The organism is Brachybacterium zhongshanense (assembly GCF_055385755.1).
The window spans coordinates 1,736,590-1,754,062 of record NZ_AP043790.1 but is presented as its reverse complement, the minus strand read 5'-3'; the positions used below and the strand labels follow the sequence as shown (position 1 = coordinate 1,754,062).

The following is a 17,473-nucleotide window of genomic DNA, read 5'->3' as shown; positions in this document are numbered from 1 at the left end:
GGAACAAGGAGGCCCGGAGCGCCTCATCGGAAGAGGCGACCGTTCCGTCCGTAGCCCGACGGATCACGCAGGACATTAGCGGATGACCGAGACGGTGAACCAGCCCTCCGCGATGATGCGAGCCAGAGCACGCTCGTCGGCCATGTCCACGGCCACGAGGATCTGGAGATCCTGGCCGGAGGTCGTTCCCAGATCGATCCCGTCGGCCGCATCCTGCGGCACCTCGATGACCAGGACCGTCAGGGCGCTCCCGGTGGAGCCTCCCTGCTCGGCCGGATCTCCAGCGGTGAGGTGCGTCCCCTCAGGCTCCTGACCGCCGGATCCTGAGCTCGTCCGGGCGGCGGCCCCTCCGCCGGACCAGACGTCGTCGACGGCCCCGCTGCCATGGACGTGGAGCCGCACTCCGGGCTCCAGGTGCGCGGACAGCACGGCGGGAGCTGTGATGGCCATCAGCGCCATGTCCTCCGGAACGGGGGTGGATCCGGAGGCGAGCATGCCCTCCTGGACCACCGTCCCCGCAGGAACGGATGCCGAGGTCCTTCGGCCGATCAGCTCCTCAGGGTCCTTCGCAGTCCCGGACGGCACCAGCGCGGCGGCCACGTGCGTCGTGGCCAGGTCGGCGGCGGTGAGCTCAGCGCCTGGGGCGATGTCGCGAGCGGCGACGGCCACGGTGACCCCGTCGCGCTCAGCCGGGGTCAGGGCGGCGGCGAGCGGCGGAGCGGCGGTGGCCAGCAGAGCGGCGATCACCAGCAGAAGCAGGGTGCGCCGACGACGTCGCAGTGCGCGTCGCCAGCGCGGGATTCGTAGGCGGAGCTGATCGAGCATGACGTGCACGCTAGGCGGGCACGGGCAGGGACGACGCCCGATCCTCCGGCTCTGTGGACGATCGACCGGTGGGGAGGAGCAGCGTCAGGAGGCGGCTGGTGCGCTCGCGGCCGGAGCGGCGGTCGCGGCGGGAGCGGCGGGCGCAGAGGCGGCGGAACCCGAGCTGCTCGCACTGCCCGAGTCCGAGGTCGTCGCGGAGGCGGCGCTCTCGGAGGGGGATGACGTGCTGGCCACCGAGCTGGCTCCGGAGGTCTGGGAGTCGGTGGAGTAGAAGCCCGAGCCCTTGAACACGATGCCCACCGAGTCGAAGACCTTCCGCAGCGACTCCTGTGCGCACTCGGGGCAGGTGCTCAGCGAGTCCTCGCTGAAGGACTGGTACTTCTCGAACCGGTGACCGCAGTTCTTGCAGGCGTAGACGTAGGTGGGCACGCGGGATCCTCCGGGATGGTCAGAAGGGGTGAGCCGCCGTCGCGGCGCCCTCGATTCTACGACCGGAGAGCACGGACGGGTCAGGGCGTCCGCAGTGATACGCGTCCCGCGGCGGTGATCGCCTCGGAGATCGGGATGTCGTGGTCGGCGCGGGGCAGCACCCCCGGCTCGAGCACCTCGTGCGGGTGGACGACCGCGACTGCCGCCGTGCCGGGCAGCAGATGGGTGAGAGCCCGGTCGTAGTAGCCGGCGCCGTGGCCGAGACGCGTACCGCTGAGGTCCACCGCGAGAGCGGGGACGAGGACCAGGCGTGCGCGGGCGAGGGCGTCGGAGCCATGGCGCGGTCCGTCCGGCTCGAGGCCGAACCCTCTCCCCGGCGAGACGCGGAGTGGGGAGCTGCCATCCCACTCCGCCCAGTCCAGCTCCGGCGGGCTCAGCTCCAGGGAGCACGGCTCCGCCGGATCGGACTCCGCCTCAGCTCCGTCGGCACGCTCGGGCGATCTCCTGGCCAGGACGGGGAAGAGCGGGCGCGCCCCTGCGGCGACCAGGGCCCGGACGAGCGGCATCACGTCGGGCTCCGTCGGCGTCGGATGGAACACCGCGACGAGCGGCCTCTCGGATGGGGTGATCATGCCGACGAGCTCGGTGGCGCGGGCGCGCACCTCGGCACCCTCGCTCGCGCGGCGGGCCGCACCGTCGTGCCCCCCGTACAGCTCCCGCCGTCGTGCGCGGAGAGCGGCGCGCAATCGCCGCTTCCGCTCCGCGAGAGGCTCGTCCGCCTCGCCCGTGCGCTGATCCCGTGTGCCGTCCATGCCCATGGCGAGAGCCTGCCATGCCTACGATGGGCCGATGGTGCACGTGTGGCCGCTCACGCTGAGCGACGGGGAGCTGACGCTCAGGCCGCTGCATCGGCGCGACCGCACAGCCTTCGAGAGGCTGCGGATGCGCAATCATGAGTGGTTGCGACCGTGGGACGCCACCGATCCGGTGCGGCTCGGTCGTCGGCCGTCGTTCTCCGCCCTGCGGCGCTGGAACGAGAGCCAGGCGCGCATGGGAGCCCACCTGCCGCTGGTGATCGAGGCCCACGGGGTCCTGCTGGGCCAGATCACCGCCGGTCCCCTCCAGTACGGCGCTGTGCGCTCCGCGGTGATCGGATATTGGATCGACCGCGGGCACGCCGGTCGGGGGCTCGTGCCGAGAGCTGCTGCGCTGCTGATCGACCACCTGTTCGCCGAGGTCGGCATGCACCGCGTCGAGATGACGGTTCGTCCGGAGAACTCGGCGAGCCTGCGCGTCGCGGAGAAGCTGCACCTGCGCGAGGAAGGGCTGCGTCGGGCGGCGATCCATGTCGACGGCGCCTGGAGGGACCATCTGGTGTTCGCTCTGTGCGCGGAGGAGGTCGCGACGGACGACAGCGGGCGAGGAGTCCTCGCCCGGCTGCACGCCGAGCATCCGACGCATCTTCCGACCGACACGCCCAGGGTGTGACCAGCGGAACGACATCGCTGTCATTACGCTGGGCTCATGGAGCCCATCAATCTCGGGGCCGTGCTGTTCGCCCTTCTCCTCGTGCTGTGGCTGGGCTATGCCCTGCCGCGCACCGCGAGCCGACGCGATGTGATGGGTCGCGCGCGCTCCGCAGAGCTCGCCGAGCCCACCTCGGGAGCCCGCGACCTCTCCGAGGCCGTCCACAACCGTCGTCCGTCTCGAGAGGCGAGTCCCGCGATGCCCCAGGACCGACTGCTCCTCCGCCCCGCCGACCCCACCAGTCGTCCGCGCTTCGACGCCGCCCCGGGTGTGAGGGTCGATCCGATCGAGGAGCGGGCGCGATCGCGTCGCCTGCTCGTCGTCGTCCTCGGTCTGCTCATCGCCGTGACGGCCGCCCTCGGTGTGCTCGCCGTGCTGCAGATGGTGCACTGGGCCGCTCCGGCGATCGCGGCCCTGGGGGTCGCCGCCTATCTGCTCGGTCTGCGCAGGGCTGAGCTCGAGCGTCGCACCCGGGCCCGCCGCGCCGCCGCGCTCGCCCGCCTCGAGGCGGCGGACCGCGCCGATGCCCAGCGCGCGGAACGGCATGCGCGTGAGCAGCGCGCCGAGCACCGGGAAGGAGCGGGGGAGCCCGCCGAGCAGCGAGCCCTCGTTCCGCGCGAGCGCGCGCCGCGCCCCTCGCTCGAGGACACGGAGCGCCGTGCGAGCGAGAGGCTGGCAGCACCGGGCGCATGGACGCCGCGACCGGTTCCGAGGCCCACCTATGAGATGCGCGGAGAGGTCGACGATCTCGGCACCCGCCACGCGATGCACCGCGAGAGCGTCCGCGCGGCCACCACTGCCTTCGAGAGCGCAGGCGTCGAGGAGGCCGAAGCGGTCGCCGAGGCCGCGACCGGGATCCCCGCCCCCGCCGTCGACCTGCGGCTGGACGAGGTTCTGGCCCGCCGTCGGGCCTGATCGACGTGCGCGGCGCCGAGGATCGTGCGGTGCGCAGCGCAGAGCTCCGTGCTCAGCAGATCGCGGAGCGGCTCGAGGTGATCGGGGCGGCCCTCCGCTCGGCGGGCATAGAGCGCCGGCCTCTGACCGTGCTCGACCTCGATGCCTTCGACGCCAACGCCGTCGACCTCGCCCGCAGAGCCCGCGGAGTGCCGCTGCGCGTCGCCTCGAAATCCCTGAGGGTGCGTCGGCTCATCGATCGAGCAGTCGCCGCCGACGGCTTCCGAGGGGTCCTCGCCTTCACGCTCCCTGAGGCGCTCTGGCTGGTCGAGCACGGCCATGACGACGTCGTCGTCGCCTACCCCAGCGTCGATCGCGCGGCGCTGCGCCGACTCGCCGCGGACGACGCCGCACGTGCGGCCATCACCGTCATGGTCGACGAGACCGCCCACGCCGAGCTGATCCTCGATGCCTGTCGGGGCCTGATCGACCGCGACCGTCCGATCCGCGTCGCCCTGGAGCTCGACGCCGCCTTCGCGCCGGTCCCCGGAGTGCGCTTCGGGGCGCTGCGCTCACCGGTGCGCACGGCCCCGCAGCTCGTCGAGCTCGCTCGCGAGATCCTGGGACGTCAGGGACTTCGTCTCGTCGGGGTCATGGCCTACGAGGGGCAGATCGCCGGTGTCGTCGACGACGCCGGCACTCCCCGCGGGGCCGCGGTCAGGACGATGAAGCGCCTGTCCGTCCGGGAGATCGCCGCACGCCGGGCCGAAGCCGTCGCCGCGGTGCAGGAGCTCGCGGAGCTGGAGTTCGTCAACGGCGGCGGCACCGGATCGGTGGAGACCACGGGAGCCGAGAGCGCCGTCACCGAGATCGCCGCCGGCTCCGGGCTGATCGGAGCAGGACTCTTCGACCACTACCGCGGGTTCTCGCCGACCCCGGCACTGTTCACCGCCTTCCCGGTCGTCCGACGTCCCGGCCCCGACGTGGCCACGCTGCTCGGCGGCGGCCGCATCGCCAGCAGCGTCCCGGGAGCGGACCGCCTTCCGACGATCGATGCACCTGAGGGCCTCTCCTTCGCCCCGCAGGAGGGCGCCGGGGAGGTGCAGACTCCCGTCGTCGGTCCGGCGGCCGAGTCGCTGCGCCTCGGCGACGACGTATGGCTCCGCCATGCCAAGGCGGGGGAGCCGGCCGAGCACACCGAGCGCTGCGTGCTCGTCGCCGGGGTCGAGGCCCGGGTCGTCGACGAGGCTCCCACCTACCGAGGAGAGCAGCGATGCTTCCTCTGATCGGCGCCCTCTCCATCCGTCAGCACTCCGATCGTCGGCACGACGACCGGTCGGGGGCCGGCACCGCGCCGATGCACCGCAACTGGAGCGGATCGGCACGCTGGAGCCCTGCTGAGATCGCCGCCCCGCGCTGCGAGGCCGATGTCCTCGCAGCCCTCGCCTCCGCCCGGCGCAGCGGGCGCTCGCTGCGGGTGATCGGCGGCGGCCACTCGTTCACCCCGCTCGCAGCGACCGACGGAACCCTCATGACGCTCGACGCGCATCAGGGGCTGGTGAGCGTCGACCTCGACCGGAGGAGGGCCACGCTGCGCGCCGGCACGAGGCTCTGGCAGATCGCCGATCTGCTCGCCCCCTTCGATCTCGCGCTGTCGGTCATGGGAGACATCGACCGGCAGTCGATCGCCGGGGCGATCCAGACCGGCACCCACGGCACAGGGGCCCGTTTCACGGGCTTCGCCGGCATGGTGCGCGGCATGCGGCTCGCGCTCGCCGACGGCGAGGTCCTCGAGGTCTCCGCCGAGCACGAGCCCGACCTGTTCGAGGCGGCCCGTCTCGGACTCGGCACCATCGGGGTCCTGCTCGAGGTGACGCTGCAGTGCGTGCCCCGGTACCGGCTCGAGCTGCTCGAGTCGACCGTCGGCATCGACGAGGCCGTGGGGTCCTTCGTGCCCGACTCCTCGATCGTCGACCATCACGAGATCTTCTGGTTCCCCCGCACGCCGCGGGCGACCGTGCGCAGCAGCCGCAGGCTCCCGGCCGACGTCGAGCAGTCCCGCCCGCCGCGCCCGCTCGAGGTCCTGCAGAGCGAGATCCTGGGCAACGGAGCATTCGAGCTCCTCTGCGGGGCGTCGGCCCTGCTGCCCCCGCTGTCCCGGCCCACCGCGGAGATCGCCTCGCGGGCATTCGCCGGCCCTCGCGTGGTGGACGACTCCGCACGCGTGTTCACGGCGCCGCGTCGGGTGCGCTTCCACGAGTCCGAGTGGGCGATCCCCGCCGAGCGCTTCGACGCGGCCTTCGCTGCGCTGCGCCGACGCTTCGAGGATGAGGACGTCCGGGTCACCTTCCCGCTCGAGATCCGTCGGGCCGCACCCGACGACGTGTGGCTCTCCACCGCCTACGGCCGCGACACCGTGTACGTCGCCGCGCACCGCTACCACCGCGAGGAGCCCGGCCCCTATCTGCTGATGGTCCAGCGGACCCTCGAGCCCTTCGCCGCCCGGCCGCACTGGGGCAAGCGGCACTGGCTGGGCGCCCGGGAGCTCGTCGCGGTGCATCCTCGCTTCGAGGACTTCCGGCGCGTGCGCGAGCGCGTCGATCCCGACGGCCTCCTGATGACCCCCTATCTGCGTCATCTGCTGGGCTGAACGGCAGCGTCCGCTGGGCGGCGTGGCTGCGCGGACGAACTGCGTCGCTCGATGGGCGGGGCGCCGTCATCTGCCGTCCATCGGGAGGACGAGCCCCGGCGACCGGTCCGGTCTAGGGTGGGTCAGGTGAACACCGAGATCAGCGCACCCAGCAGCCCTCGCTCCCTGTCCGATGCCGAGGAGACGTCCGCGGTGCCCTCTCCGGAGGCTCTGCGGAGGATCGCAGTCGCCGCCGCACATGAGGCGGCCGACTACATCCGCGGACTGGATCGGGACGATCTCGCCCGCGAGTACAAGACCTCCAGCCACGACATCGTCACCGTGCACGATCGTGCGAGCGAGGACATCATCGTCGCCGCGCTGCGCCGCGAGCTGCCAGGCTGCCGCATCGTCGGCGAGGAGGGCGGCGAACGGCCTGCGGAGACGGCGGCCGCCGAGGGGCCCGTGGTCAGCTTCTACGTCGATCCCATCGACGGCACGAGCAACTTCGCGGCCGGTCTGCCGCTGTTCTGCATCTCCATCGGCGTCGCCGTGGACGACGAGCTGGTCGCCGGCGTCATCGACGCCCCGATCCTGGGCACCGTCTTCTCCGCGGCCGACGGTCCCGCTCTGCTGGACGGCAGGCCGATCACCCCGCGGGAAACCCGCCCCGCGGCCGACGCACTGATCGTCTCCGGTTTCCCCGGTCACAACATCGCTCGCGAGTTCCCCGAGTTCACGGGGCGCTCCACGGTCGTGCTGCACGAGGGCGTGTCCGCGGTCCGCCACCTGGGGACCGCTGCTCTGGAGCTCGCCTACGTCGCCGCCGGCTGGGCCGACGCGACCGGGCTGGGCTCCATCAACCCCTGGGACATCGCCGCCGGCTTCCACATCCTCCGCCGTGCCGGAGGGTCCGTGCGCACTTGGCCGGGCCGCGACGGCGATCCCTCGCTCCCGGCCCACCTCCAGCCCGCCTACGTCGCCTGCACCGGGCAGGGCCGCCTCGAGGTCTTCGACGAGCTCCAGCAGGAGCTGCAGGACCTCCGGGACGCTGCCTCCGCTGCCGCCGCGGGCTCCTGATCCGGTCTGCGGTCCCGGGTCTCTGGACCGGACCGCCCGCTGCGTCACCGCGTCCGGCGCCGCCACCGCCGCCGCTCCGGACCCGGGCCGGTGTCGGGACGCTGCCCCGGGCCGATGCTCCGGGCCCGCGACAAGCACGCGAAGCGCGGGAGGCTGGGGTGCAGTCCGAGTGTCGTCGCAGGCAGAGGGCCGAAGCGAAAGAGCCCGCGACATCTGTGACGCTCGTCAATGAGAGCTCTTCCGGTTCGCGGGGAGCCCATGACCGGTGCTACTCTGTACGAGTCGTTCAGCGACATGGGGCTATGGCGCAGTTGGTAGCGCGTCTCGTTCGCAATGAGAAGGTCGGGGGTTCGAATCCCCCTAGCTCCACGTAAAGTTGAACGTTCGAACCTTGCCCCGCTTGATCGCGGGGCAAGGTTCTTTCGTTGTGTGACCTGGGGTTGGCGGCGAGGATCGTCTCGATGGCCTCGACTGGTTCGAGGGTGGCCTGGTCCTCGTCATCGATGGTGATGCGGTCGAACAGTGCCCTGTTGAGCATCCGCCGCTCGGCTGGTTCGGCCCTCGCGTAGACGTCGCCGATGTCGGTGAGGAGTCCGAGGATCGCGTCGAGCCCGACCTTGGCCTTGTCGTAGGTCGTCTCCAGCGTGTCGAGCCGGCTGGTGATCGCTTGCAGGCTCGCTCGGATGCGGTCTTGCTCGGTCTTGAGCAGGTCGAGCGGGACCGCGTCGGCGTAGTGGGCTTGGAGGAGCTTGACCTGATCGGCTTCGAGCTTGGCCTTCTGCCCGGCGAGGAGCTTCTGTTCGTCGCTGGTGGACTCGGCAAGGGTATCGAACACCTGCCCGAGCACACCCTTGATCTGCGCGGCCTCGTCGCTGCTGACCGACAGGGGCCGGTAGCCGTCCTCGATGGTCTGCTCGACACGGTGCGCGAGCACGGCCGTGCGCTGACAGTCGTTGCGCTTGAACCGGCGGCCGGTACAGGTGAAGTAGTCGTAGGCGACGCCCTGGTGGTTGCGGGGCCGTTCGAACATGAGCCGCTTCCCGCACGCGCAGTAGATCGAGCCTTTGAGGTAGTGGTCGTACTTCTGCGGCTTGTCGCCGACGACGTGGTTCTGCTGGAGGATCGTCTGCACCTGCTCGAACGTCTCCGGCGTCACGAGCGGGTCGTGCGTGCCGGGGTAGGTGGCGTCACGGAAGGTGACGATGCCCTGGTAGTAGGGGTTCGTGAGGATCTTGTGCAGCGTCGTGGTGGTGACCGGCTTCGCGGGGAACGACGGCGTGGGCCTGGTGGTGAGGCCGCGGGTCTCCAACTCGCGGGCGATCCTGGACAGGGACCAGTCGCCGGTGGCGTAGGCGGTGAACGCGAACCGGACCAGCTCGGCCCGGTCCGGGTCGAGTTCCACGTCACGCACCTCGTGGCCGCCCGCGTCGGTGGTGCGGATGTTGAGGTATCCGATGGGCGCCTTGTGCGGGGTGCCGCCGGTGGACGCCTTCTGCACGAGCCCTTTGGTGGCTCTTCGGACATCCGGTGGGGTGAGGGTGGCCGGGCGGTGATTCGGCGGTAGGGGTCGAGGTCCCCGAGGATCAGAAGCGCTAACTCTCTGATTCCGACCGAGGACCTCGACGTGCTTCACCCTACTTCGGGGTGCGCTGACGCGCGCCCCGCCGACTGTCCGTGTGCCCGCTGCGACCTGCTGCTCGGCCTCGACGGTGTCCATGTCGAGCACGTCGAGCGTCGCGACGGACTTCTTGTGGTGACCGTTTCGACTCCGGCGTCCCCGACGGGCTGCCCGGGGTGCGGCGTGCTCGTGACGAGCCGTGGTCGGCGCCTTCGGGTGCTGCATGACGTGCCGGGTGTGACGCGGGTGAGGGTGGTGTGGCGGCAGCGGATGTGGCGGTGCGGCGAGTCCGGCTGTCCGCGGAAGACGTTCGTGGAACAGGTCCCGTCGCTGGTCGCGCCGCGCGGGTCGATCACGAAGCGCGCCGTCGCGTGGGCGATCGGGCAGCTGCGTCGCGAGCACGCCACCATCCAAGGACTCGCCCGGCAGCTCGGGACGTCGTGGAAGACGGTGTGGCGGGCCGTCGAACCCGAACTGGTCAAGCTCGCGGCGGACGAGTCCCGGTTCGAGAATGTCACCAGCCTCGGCGTCGACGAGCACGTCTGGCATCACGTCGACCCGCGCCGACGGGGGCCGAAGGAGCTGACCGGGATGGTCGACCTCACCCGCGACAGCCAAGGGAAGACGCGGGCCAGGCTGCTCGACCTCGTTCCCGGCCGGTCCGGGAAGGCGTACGCGACCTGGCTCGGTGAGCGCGGCGACGCGTTCCGGAAGCAGGTGAAGGTCGCCGCGTTGGATCCGTTCGCCGGATACAAGACCGCGATCGACGACAAGCTCGACGACGCCGTCGCCGTCCTCGACGCGTTCCACGTTGTGAAGCTCGGCACCGCCGCGGTCGACGAGGTCCGCCGTCGCGTTCAGCAGGACACCCTCGGGCACCGCGGACGCACGGGCGACCCGCTCTACGGGGTGCAGACCATCCTGCGCGCCGAGGCCGAGAACCTCACCGAGAAGCAGCGGGTGAGGCTGACCGCGGCGATGGAAGCCGACCCCGCGCACGACGAAGTGTCCGTCGCTTGGCAGTGCGCGCAGCAACTCCGCTCCGCCTACCACCAGGGCGATCTGGCCGCGGGGCGGCGGATCGCTGAGCAAGTCGTCGACACGTTCCACACCTGCCCGATCCCCGAGATCGCACGACTGGGCCGCACCCTCCGCCGCTGGCGCAACGCGTTCCTGGCGTACTTCACGACGGGGCGGTCATCGAACGGTGGCACCGAGGCCGTGAACGGGATCATCGAGCTCCACCGCCGCCTCGCCCGCGGCTACCGCAACCGGCACAACTACCGGCTCCGCATGCTCCCCGCCGCCGGCGGACTCACCCCATGACCCCCACCGGATGTCCGAAGAGCCCGATATCTGGATTCCGAATGCGCTCGGCCTCTATGACGAGAACAGCTGCTTCGTCGTCCGCGCATCCGAGGTGCCCGATGCCGTGAAGCTCAGCGCAGACGTCCTCGAAGCCCAGGGTGCGCAGAGCGTGTGCATGGCAGATGTCGGTTCGTAAGCGCAGCATCGGACGAGCGCTCGCCGTCGCCGTCGCCGTGTCGATCGTGATGAGCGGGTGCTCAGGCGGGTTGCTCAAGCGCGGCAAATCGAGCCCGCCGCCGCCGGGGACGCCTCCGGCGAACCTCGACCTCGGTTCCGTCGATGACGCGAAATCGGGACAGAACGGACTGTGGCACCTGTCAGGGAACCAGGCGATCGAGCAGATCGTCGACGCTGTCGATCGTTCGGACGGGGTGCTGTACGAGGGCACGTACGTCGAGCAGGTCCCTGTCGACGGTGACGATCAGGCGACGACCGAGGGGCGCACGCTGCACGTGACGTATGCGGGAAGCCCGGAGCAGTACTCGGCGTCGATCGAGGCCGGGAAACTCACGGCGAGCATTGTGACGGTGAAGGGCGACACCTACGTGTCGGGCAACGAGGCCTTCGCGGCGCACATCGGAGAGGCTGAAGCAGTTGAGGGTTCGGTCTGCGTCGCGGATGCCCGAGGCATCCTCGACGAATGGAATCTTGTGTTCGATCCCGCGGCGCTTGTGGCGGCACTGCTCGGCAGCAGTGCATCGGTCAGCGCTCCGACGGACGGGAAGCAGAAGAGCGTCGATGTTGTGATCAGCGACGGGACAGCGCCCGTCGGGACGATGAGCGTCGCCGCATTCGGGCCGCCGCTTCCGCACAACTATGTCGCGGGCGACTCGTCAGGTGACGCATCCTTCACATTCGACGACTGGGGGACGACCCGCACACCGACCGTTCCCGACGACGTCGTCGTCGGCTGCGAATGATTACCAGCCTGGGTAGCCGGTGCAGGCGCGTGCGATGAGGTTCACACCCGTCTCCTGGTCGGCGAACGCGCGCCACGCCTCTTGCGCGTCGCCTCGTCGCGCGGTATCCTCCAACGTCTGAAGGCTGGCCTCGTACACTCGGTCCCAGGCGAGGTAGTCGGGGTTGTCGATGCCGGCGGCGCCCTTGTCGCCGATGGCGCGGAGCTTGCCGATGACGGTCACCACATCGGTGAGCTTGGACGGCTTGCCCATGGCCTCGATCGTCGTCGTGGTCAGTTCGAGCACGACGGCGCGCAGTTCTTCGCATCGGTCTCGCAGAGCGTCTGACATGATTCCTCCGTTTCGCGGATGATCCTCGACGAGTGTACCGATCGGTCTTCGCACGTGCATTTAGAATGGACGCGCCCGACAGCGAAGGACACAATGCGCGACATCGAGAACGAGTTTCGAGCCGACCCGCAGCGATTCACGTCGCGTCGAAACGCGCGGAAGACAGCGATCCTCGGAGTGATCGGAGGCGCGCTCATCGCGGTCGCCGGAGCCATCGTCGCGGGCTACAGTACGTTCAGCGAATGGGTGGAGCCATCGGGAGCGAGTGGTACCCGTTACAACTCGGTCATCGTCCACGCTCTCGGGACACCGCTGACGCCTGTGCTCATCGCTGTGATCGGTCTGTTCGTCGTGTATTCCGCGATCAAAGCCGTACGGTGGGCTCGGACTGAGACGGGAGCGGAGATCGTGCCCGTCGTGCGCGAGTACTTTCACGCATCTTCGCAGCAGGTCGCTCAGCTTGCTCAGAACTTTGCGACCGGAGCGCCGAACAGCTTCCTCCCCGTTCCGGAGTCGGATTCGAAAGGCGGAGCCCTGCTTGAGGTCTGGCTCTGCGACGCCGACCAGATCGGCTACGTCTTTCTGGCCCATCGCGTCGACAAGGTCGTATTCCCGATGATCGAGATGCGAGGTGCGAGGTACCGTATCCTCGCCGACGCGAAGAAGCGCGGCATCCGTCGGCCTGTCCCCGAAGATGGTCGTGTCGGAGGCAGCGCATGAGTCATCCGGGTGTCGCCCCGGAGTGGGCGGAGTACTTCTCAGCACACCGCCGCCACGACACACTGTACGATTCGTCGCGTCGTGAGAGTGTTCTGCGCTGGAATCGCTGGGTCGTCACCGCAGGCAGCATCCTCGGCGGTGCGGCGCTCGTGTGCGTCGTGCTCGCCCTGGCCGTGGACATCGGTATCTGGGTGCGACTCATCGTCGTGTTGGCGATCTTCGCGGCTATCACGGTCGGCATCCTTGTTCCTCTGATGCTTGCCTATCGTCGTCGGATTCGGCGCGAGACCGCGCAGCAGTCCCCCCTCTATCTCGGGGTGTCGGCCGAGGGAATCCACCTGGCGAAATTCCCGGTGATCCGCTGGGATGAGATCTTCCTCATCGCGGTGATCGACCGCACGGCCAACAAGCCGGCGCAGTTGAAGAGACCGTTGCTCGGAACAGGCGCCCGCCTCTCGGCGCGGTCAGGGAACGGTTGGGTCTCGGTCATGCTCGCTCTCAAGAACGCGGATGCTGTGGTCGAGAGGGCTACGGATGCTGACGCACGTCGTTTCGTCAGCACGTGGAAACAACCGTCGGGCCCACGGACCGGCACGGTGAGCCTCGTTCCCGATGCGCTGGTGAACCCCGAGCCTCTCGGCGCGATGATCTACGCCCTCGAGCAGGGCTGCCGATACTCCGGCACGGAGTTTCTCGCGGGAGCGGCAGCGATGGACGCCATGAACCGCATCGGTCAGCTCGTCGACCCCACCTGGGTTGCGCCGCCTCCCAAGAAGTGAGCCGGGCGAGCATCCGATGAATTGACACGGCACACGCGTCGTCGTCAGACTGCAGCCGTCGATACGATGAGTTTGTGGCTGAGACGTATACGCGAGAGATTGCTGGTCAGACGGTTTCGTGCACGGCGGATCCCGCTCTGGAACCGCAGGCCGACGCGCTCCTGAGCGTGATCGAGGCGGCGCCCACCGAGCTTGTGAGAGACGGGTTCGTGCTGCGCGCGGGCTGGAGCGCGTTCAAGCTCGTCGACGATGGCGGCATCCTCATCGTTCACTGCCCAGACTTCGCGGGCGACATCCACGATTGGGTCTCGAACGTCACGCTTGCACTCGCCGTCGAGGCTGAGCAGTCGGTGGTCGCGCGGATTGCTGAGCTCGAGGAAGCCTCTCCCGCACTGTTCACACAGCGAGTCGTGTACGCAGACGGCGTTCTCGAGAGTCACGCAATCGTGGCACAGCATGCCGGTGGTGTCGTAGCGTCGTAGCAACACTCCCGGTCGGCGGGGGTCTCGGAGGGTGAGGTGGCTGGATGGTCCGAGTCGGGTTGACGTTTACCGAGCGTTCGGAGATATCCGGCTCTTCACAGATGACGGTGTAGTTCGGTTCTGAATCCTCCGGTGTCGAGTAGGGCGCGGATGACGTAGTGGGCGAGATTGCGGAAGCCGAGCGCGGTGCCACGGAGGTGCTCGAGTCGGCCGTTGATCGCTTCGGTGGGACCGTTGCTGGTGCCGGGGTGGTCGAAGTAGGCCAGCACGTCCAGGGCCCGTCGTTTCAGGGTTCGACCGAGAGTGATCAGCTCGGTGAGCTGCGTGGGCACTCCCTGGGTGAGGTCGTCGATCACGGCTTGCAGAGCCTTCTTCCCACTCGCGCGGTCGGGGTGTCGGTAGGCGGCGACGATGTGCTGGTAGATGCCCCAGGTCGCTTCGACCTCGACGTGCTCGTCTCGGGCGAACACGGCCTTCAGGCGGGTGATCTGCTTGTCGGTGAGCAGGTCAGCGCCGGTGTGCAGAACGCGCCGGATCCCGTAGAGCGGATCCCCAGATCGGCCCCGATGGCCGAGGATGGCCTGTTGGACGCGCTGGCGGCACTGATCGATCTTCTCGCCGGCCAGGGCGACGACGTGGAAGGGGTCCATCACCGCGGTCGCCTCGGGCAGCTCCTCGGCGGTCGCGGTCTTGAAGCCGGAGAACCCGTCCATCGCGACGACCTCGACCCCGTCCCGGAACTGGGCGGTCTGGCCATCGAGCCAGGTCTTGAACACTTTCTTCGAGCGTCCCGGGACCATGTCCAGGAGCCTGGAGGGGCCGGTGCCGTCGCGGATCGGAGTCAGGTCGATGATGACGGTGACGTACTTGCTGCCCCGACGGGTGTGGGACCACACGTGCTCGTCCACGCCGATGACGCGGACCCCGTCGAGGCGGGTGGGATCGTTGATCAGCAGCTGCTGGCCGGTGGCCAGAATCGCATCGTTGGCGGTGTTCCAGGCGACTGCGAGCCCGGCGGCGATCCGGGCGACGGACAAGCGATCGATCACCACGCCCTTGAGCGCCCACAGCACGGCGTGCCGGGAGAGGACAGCGCGGGGCTCGGCCGCGGTCGAGGTGTCCTGACGCCACACGCTACGGCAGTCCGGGCACCGGTACCTACGCACTCTGACCTGCAGCGTCGTGGGACGCCAGCCCAGCGGGACGTGGGTGAGACGCCGGACCACCGTGCCCCGGGAGACGCCTTGCTGGCCGCAACCGTGGCACCAGTTGTCCGGTTCGAGCACGCGACACTCCAACACCGATCGGTGCGGCTCGATCAGCTGCCCCGTCACGGTCAGGCCCAGCCGGTCAAGCTGGCTGAAGGTATCGAGATCGGGCGCGGTGAAGGTAGCGTTGAGCACGTCGAGGTCTTCCAGATGGCGAGCGTAGGAACTTCCATCATCGGGAGACCTCGACGTCTATCCCGACACCGCCGCGCCGCCAGCTCCTACACCCTCATCTGTGAAGAGCCCCCAAAGGGATGCGGGTCATCGTCCGCCGCGAGCGTCCCCATCCGGGAGCACAGCTGAGGTTCGAAGATGTGGACGGGTATCGGCTGACCGCCTTCGCGACCAACACCGCCCGTGGGCAGCTGGCCGATCTCGAGGTACGCCACCGCCGCCGGGCACGCTGCGAGGACCGGATCCGCCTCGCCAAGGACATGGGACTTGCGAACCTGCCCCTTGCATCGTTCGCGCAGAACCGGATCTGGTGCCAGATCGTCGCTCTGGCCAGCGAACTCACCGCCTGGATGGGGCTGCTCGCCCACCCCGAAGCGCCTGCCAGGAGGTGGGAGCCCAAACGTCTCCGCGACCGCTTGTTCCAGGTCCCGGCGACCTTCGCCCGCCATGCCCGCGCTCGAACCGTGCACCTCTCGGACCGCTCAGCCTGGGCCGGGATCGTCGAGGCTGGCCACGCTCGTCTCTGCGCTCTGCCCGTCCCTGCTGGATAGGCCCTCAGGACCCCCGACTGCCCACGACCTCAAGGACCCGGCCCGCTGGAAGCCCGGCCACCGCGACGACACGCGGCACTCCGTCACACCCTCATGCCAGAATCCCCCTGCGAACACCGGCAACGACGCCGACCACACCCGCTCACCGACACCATGAAAGATCGAGGCTAGGGGATATCCCCGCGGATCTTTCCTAGGCAGAAGTGCAACGGCGCTGACACAGCACTCCTGAACTCACACCCGGATTGCCTCACCGTGACGAAACGGTGTCAACGGTCGAGCCACGATCTGTATTCATCGAGTGCCGTCGGCTTTCCATCCTCGAGATAACTCACGGTGAAAGCGAAAGTGCCGTCTTCCGAGGGAGTCAGCACATTCACGAGCTCCTGGCGCGGCCCGAGTCCGGCGCTCATCCGGATGATCTGCGGTGTTTCACCGCGTGGAACGACGATCATCGCAAGGGGACGAAAAACACCGGATTCGCGCGAAATCCCTCGCGGCGCTCCTGACTCTGAGCGCAGAATGACGGGTCGGTCCACGACGCGGACCGACCACGCGACGCTCGCTGAGACTCTCGGCACGAGCTCTGTGGCGATCGTGACGATGATGTCACCGATTCGCGTATCACTGTCGACCTCGATTTCAACCGGATGGGATTCGTCCGCCGGACTTACGGGATCCCGGCGAACCACTGCACGATAGCTCATCTTCGGTCGTCGTCAATCCACAGAAGCGAACTCAGATCGCTTCGCTTCCCCTGCCGAAACAGGTCGAATAGCGTCTCCCGATCGATGCTTGACGCTCCGAAGAGTGCCGAGCCGTCTTCCGCGACAATGATCTTTCCACCGCCACGAATCGGGCGCCACACATAAACGGCGCTTTCCTCAGACAGATCCTCATGGTGGGTGAGCACATCGTTCTGATCGGTTCCCAAACACGTCGCAGCAAGGTCGACAAGCTCAGGATGCCGAGCGAAAAGGCCCGCGACGTTGGGCGTCGCCGTGACCGCAGTCGTGTACTTGTTCGTGACACCGACGAGCACACCGGCATCGACGAGATCGTAGGCGCTCAGCAGCTGTTCATCCCCTGCCATGAAGACGACCTGCGACGCACCGCCGGTTCCTCCGAACGCTGGCGCAGTCTCTCCGACCTCGACCACCACATTCGACGGCAGCGCACCGGTGAGGCGGTATTCGTAAAGGTTGGATTCGGACCGCAGCACGGGTGGGACGGCCGAACGTTCCGATAGCGTCCCGCCACCAACCGTGAACACCCGATCGTTCGGAGTTCCGAAATGATCGAGTACGTCCCCGAACACGTCGATAAATTTGGCGACGTCCGTGAACCGCGCCTGAGTTCCCGGCTTGAAATCTCGATTCGGCGGCTGGGCGACATTCCTCGGCACAGCGAGAATCTGTCGGCGATCAGCGGTCGGATACCATGCAGGAACGTGCTCGAGTGTCCGCGGGAAGGCGTCGAGATCGTCAAGATAATCGCGCTCCGTGGGTTCAGCAGAACCCACAGAGACTTTCTCGTCGAACGAGAAGGCATACGAGAAGTCACCGGGACGGGAGATGTTTACGGAGGCGGTCAGCCACGCTCCGGTCTCTGACGATGACATTGCCTGTCGAAGCTCTCTGAGAAGATCGGTTTCCTCACTGCCGACCGCTCCAACATGCACGGTCGTCTGCACGCCCTTGTGATCAAGCAACGCAACACGCGATGCGACAAAGCGGCCGACTTCTGCCCACGTCACAGCGAGCGAGTCCCATTCCTCCGACTGGTGCGCGGCAAAAATGCGACCAGCGATGGATTTCTGTAGCTCCATCTGTCGTAGCGCGTTCATATTCTCAAATCTTCCTGATTGCAGACGTGGGTG

At 68.5% G+C, this 17,473-nt stretch carries 18 protein-coding genes, 1 tRNA gene and 2 pseudogenes; 13 read left to right on the top strand and 8 right to left on the bottom strand.

Annotated features, from left to right (window positions below; genetic code table 11):
* Positions 1-75: 75 nt before the first annotated feature.
* The 3 genes from ACZ5AJ_RS07925 to ACZ5AJ_RS07915 all read right to left on the bottom strand — a co-directional run bounded on the left by ACZ5AJ_RS07925 (position 76) and on the right by ACZ5AJ_RS07915 (position 2,066).
* On the bottom strand, positions 76-825 hold the full coding sequence (locus tag ACZ5AJ_RS07925; protein WP_464138553.1) for an SAF domain-containing protein: 750 nt from the start codon (positions 823-825) through the stop codon (positions 76-78).
* A gap of 84 nt (positions 826-909) precedes the next feature.
* Positions 910-1,254: an FmdB family zinc ribbon protein gene (locus ACZ5AJ_RS07920; protein WP_464138552.1), complete on the bottom strand. Its 345-nt coding sequence runs from the start codon at positions 1,252-1,254 to the stop codon at positions 910-912.
* Between the two features lie 80 nt (positions 1,255-1,334).
* Positions 1,335-2,066 (bottom strand): 5-formyltetrahydrofolate cyclo-ligase, encoded by a 732-nt coding sequence (locus ACZ5AJ_RS07915; RefSeq protein ID WP_464138550.1) that lies wholly within the window; start codon positions 2,064-2,066, stop codon positions 1,335-1,337.
* A gap of 37 nt (positions 2,067-2,103) precedes the next feature.
* Here ACZ5AJ_RS07915 and ACZ5AJ_RS07910 point away from each other — a divergent pair, with 37 nt between their 5' ends.
* The 6 genes from ACZ5AJ_RS07910 (at position 2,104) to ACZ5AJ_RS07885 (ending at position 7,753) form a co-directional block, all read left to right on the top strand.
* The gene (locus tag ACZ5AJ_RS07910; protein WP_464138549.1) at positions 2,104-2,742 is read left to right on the top strand and encodes a GNAT family N-acetyltransferase; all 639 of its coding nucleotides are present in this window, start codon (positions 2,104-2,106) and stop codon (positions 2,740-2,742) included.
* 36 nt (positions 2,743-2,778) lie between these two features.
* Positions 2,779-3,696, top strand: a complete 918-nt coding sequence (locus ACZ5AJ_RS07905; RefSeq protein WP_464138547.1) for a hypothetical protein — start codon at positions 2,779-2,781, stop codon at positions 3,694-3,696.
* A gap of 29 nt (positions 3,697-3,725) precedes the next feature.
* Positions 3,726-4,961 carry an alanine racemase gene (locus ACZ5AJ_RS07900; protein WP_464138545.1) on the top strand — a complete coding sequence of 412 codons (1,236 nt, stop codon included), beginning with the start codon at positions 3,726-3,728 and terminating at the stop codon, positions 4,959-4,961.
* Positions 4,949-6,325 (top strand): D-arabinono-1,4-lactone oxidase, encoded by a 1,377-nt coding sequence (locus tag ACZ5AJ_RS07895; RefSeq protein ID WP_464138544.1) that lies wholly within the window; start codon positions 4,949-4,951, stop codon positions 6,323-6,325. The genes ACZ5AJ_RS07900 and ACZ5AJ_RS07895 overlap by 13 nt, the downstream gene beginning before the upstream one ends.
* A gap of 126 nt (positions 6,326-6,451) precedes the next feature.
* Positions 6,452-7,384 carry an inositol monophosphatase family protein gene (locus ACZ5AJ_RS07890; protein ID WP_464138543.1) on the top strand — a complete coding sequence of 311 codons (933 nt, stop codon included), beginning with the start codon at positions 6,452-6,454 and terminating at the stop codon, positions 7,382-7,384.
* A gap of 296 nt (positions 7,385-7,680) precedes the next feature.
* Positions 7,681-7,753, top strand: a tRNA-Ala gene (locus ACZ5AJ_RS07885).
* A gap of 799 nt (positions 7,754-8,552) precedes the next feature.
* Here the strand turns inward: ACZ5AJ_RS07885 and ACZ5AJ_RS07880 are convergent.
* Positions 8,553-9,101: pseudogene (locus tag ACZ5AJ_RS07880) on the bottom strand (recombinase family protein); the annotation flags it as partial.
* Here ACZ5AJ_RS07880 and ACZ5AJ_RS07875 point away from each other — a divergent pair.
* Genes ACZ5AJ_RS07875 through ACZ5AJ_RS07865 form a run of 3 tightly spaced genes read left to right on the top strand, consistent with a single transcriptional unit; the run spans position 9,009 to position 11,290 of the window.
* Positions 9,009-10,328, top strand: coding sequence for an ISL3 family transposase (locus ACZ5AJ_RS07875; RefSeq protein WP_464138541.1), 1,320 nt, complete (start codon positions 9,009-9,011; stop codon positions 10,326-10,328). The pseudogene ACZ5AJ_RS07880 and the gene ACZ5AJ_RS07875 overlap by 93 nt on opposite strands.
* A gap of 10 nt (positions 10,329-10,338) precedes the next feature.
* Entirely contained in the window at positions 10,339-10,506 is a 168-nt protein-coding gene (locus tag ACZ5AJ_RS07870; RefSeq protein WP_464138540.1) for a hypothetical protein, read from the top strand.
* Between the two features lie 37 nt (positions 10,507-10,543).
* Positions 10,544-11,290: a hypothetical protein gene (locus tag ACZ5AJ_RS07865; protein ID WP_464138539.1), complete on the top strand. Its 747-nt coding sequence runs from the start codon at positions 10,544-10,546 to the stop codon at positions 11,288-11,290.
* Here the strand turns inward: ACZ5AJ_RS07865 and ACZ5AJ_RS07860 are convergent, their stop codons facing one another.
* Positions 11,291-11,620 (bottom strand): hypothetical protein, encoded by a 330-nt coding sequence (locus ACZ5AJ_RS07860; RefSeq protein ID WP_464138538.1) that lies wholly within the window; start codon positions 11,618-11,620, stop codon positions 11,291-11,293. It abuts the gene before it with no gap.
* 93 nt (positions 11,621-11,713) lie between these two features.
* On the opposite strand from ACZ5AJ_RS07860, the gene ACZ5AJ_RS07855 reads away from it, so the two are divergent.
* The 3 genes from ACZ5AJ_RS07855 to ACZ5AJ_RS07845 all read left to right on the top strand — a co-directional run bounded on the left by ACZ5AJ_RS07855 (position 11,714) and on the right by ACZ5AJ_RS07845 (position 13,601).
* Positions 11,714-12,340, top strand: coding sequence for a hypothetical protein (locus tag ACZ5AJ_RS07855; RefSeq protein ID WP_464138536.1), 627 nt, complete (start codon positions 11,714-11,716; stop codon positions 12,338-12,340).
* Complete coding sequence (locus tag ACZ5AJ_RS07850; RefSeq protein WP_464138535.1) at positions 12,337-13,119, top strand: hypothetical protein; 783 nt, start codon at positions 12,337-12,339, stop codon at positions 13,117-13,119. The genes ACZ5AJ_RS07855 and ACZ5AJ_RS07850 overlap by 4 nt, the downstream gene beginning before the upstream one ends.
* Before the next feature lie 74 nt (positions 13,120-13,193).
* Complete coding sequence (locus ACZ5AJ_RS07845) at positions 13,194-13,601, top strand: hypothetical protein (RefSeq protein ID WP_464138534.1); 408 nt, start codon at positions 13,194-13,196, stop codon at positions 13,599-13,601.
* A 95-nt stretch (positions 13,602-13,696) separates the two neighbouring features.
* Here the strand turns inward: ACZ5AJ_RS07845 and ACZ5AJ_RS07840 are convergent, their stop codons facing one another.
* The gene (locus tag ACZ5AJ_RS07840) at positions 13,697-15,004 is read right to left on the bottom strand and encodes an ISL3 family transposase (RefSeq protein WP_464138533.1); all 1,308 of its coding nucleotides are present in this window, start codon (positions 15,002-15,004) and stop codon (positions 13,697-13,699) included.
* A 110-nt stretch (positions 15,005-15,114) separates the two neighbouring features.
* Between ACZ5AJ_RS07840 and ACZ5AJ_RS07835 the strand changes: the two are divergent.
* A pseudogene (locus tag ACZ5AJ_RS07835) lies at positions 15,115-15,594 on the top strand (transposase); the annotation flags it as partial.
* Between the two features lie 269 nt (positions 15,595-15,863).
* Here the strand turns inward: ACZ5AJ_RS07835 and ACZ5AJ_RS07830 are convergent.
* On the bottom strand, positions 15,864-16,301 hold the full coding sequence (locus tag ACZ5AJ_RS07830; protein ID WP_464138531.1) for a hypothetical protein: 438 nt from the start codon (positions 16,299-16,301) through the stop codon (positions 15,864-15,866).
* Positions 16,298-17,440, bottom strand: a complete 1,143-nt coding sequence (locus ACZ5AJ_RS07825; RefSeq protein ID WP_464138530.1) for a glycohydrolase toxin TNT-related protein — start codon at positions 17,438-17,440, stop codon at positions 16,298-16,300. The genes ACZ5AJ_RS07830 and ACZ5AJ_RS07825 overlap by 4 nt, the downstream gene beginning before the upstream one ends.
* Between the last annotated feature and the right edge of the window lie 33 nt (positions 17,441-17,473).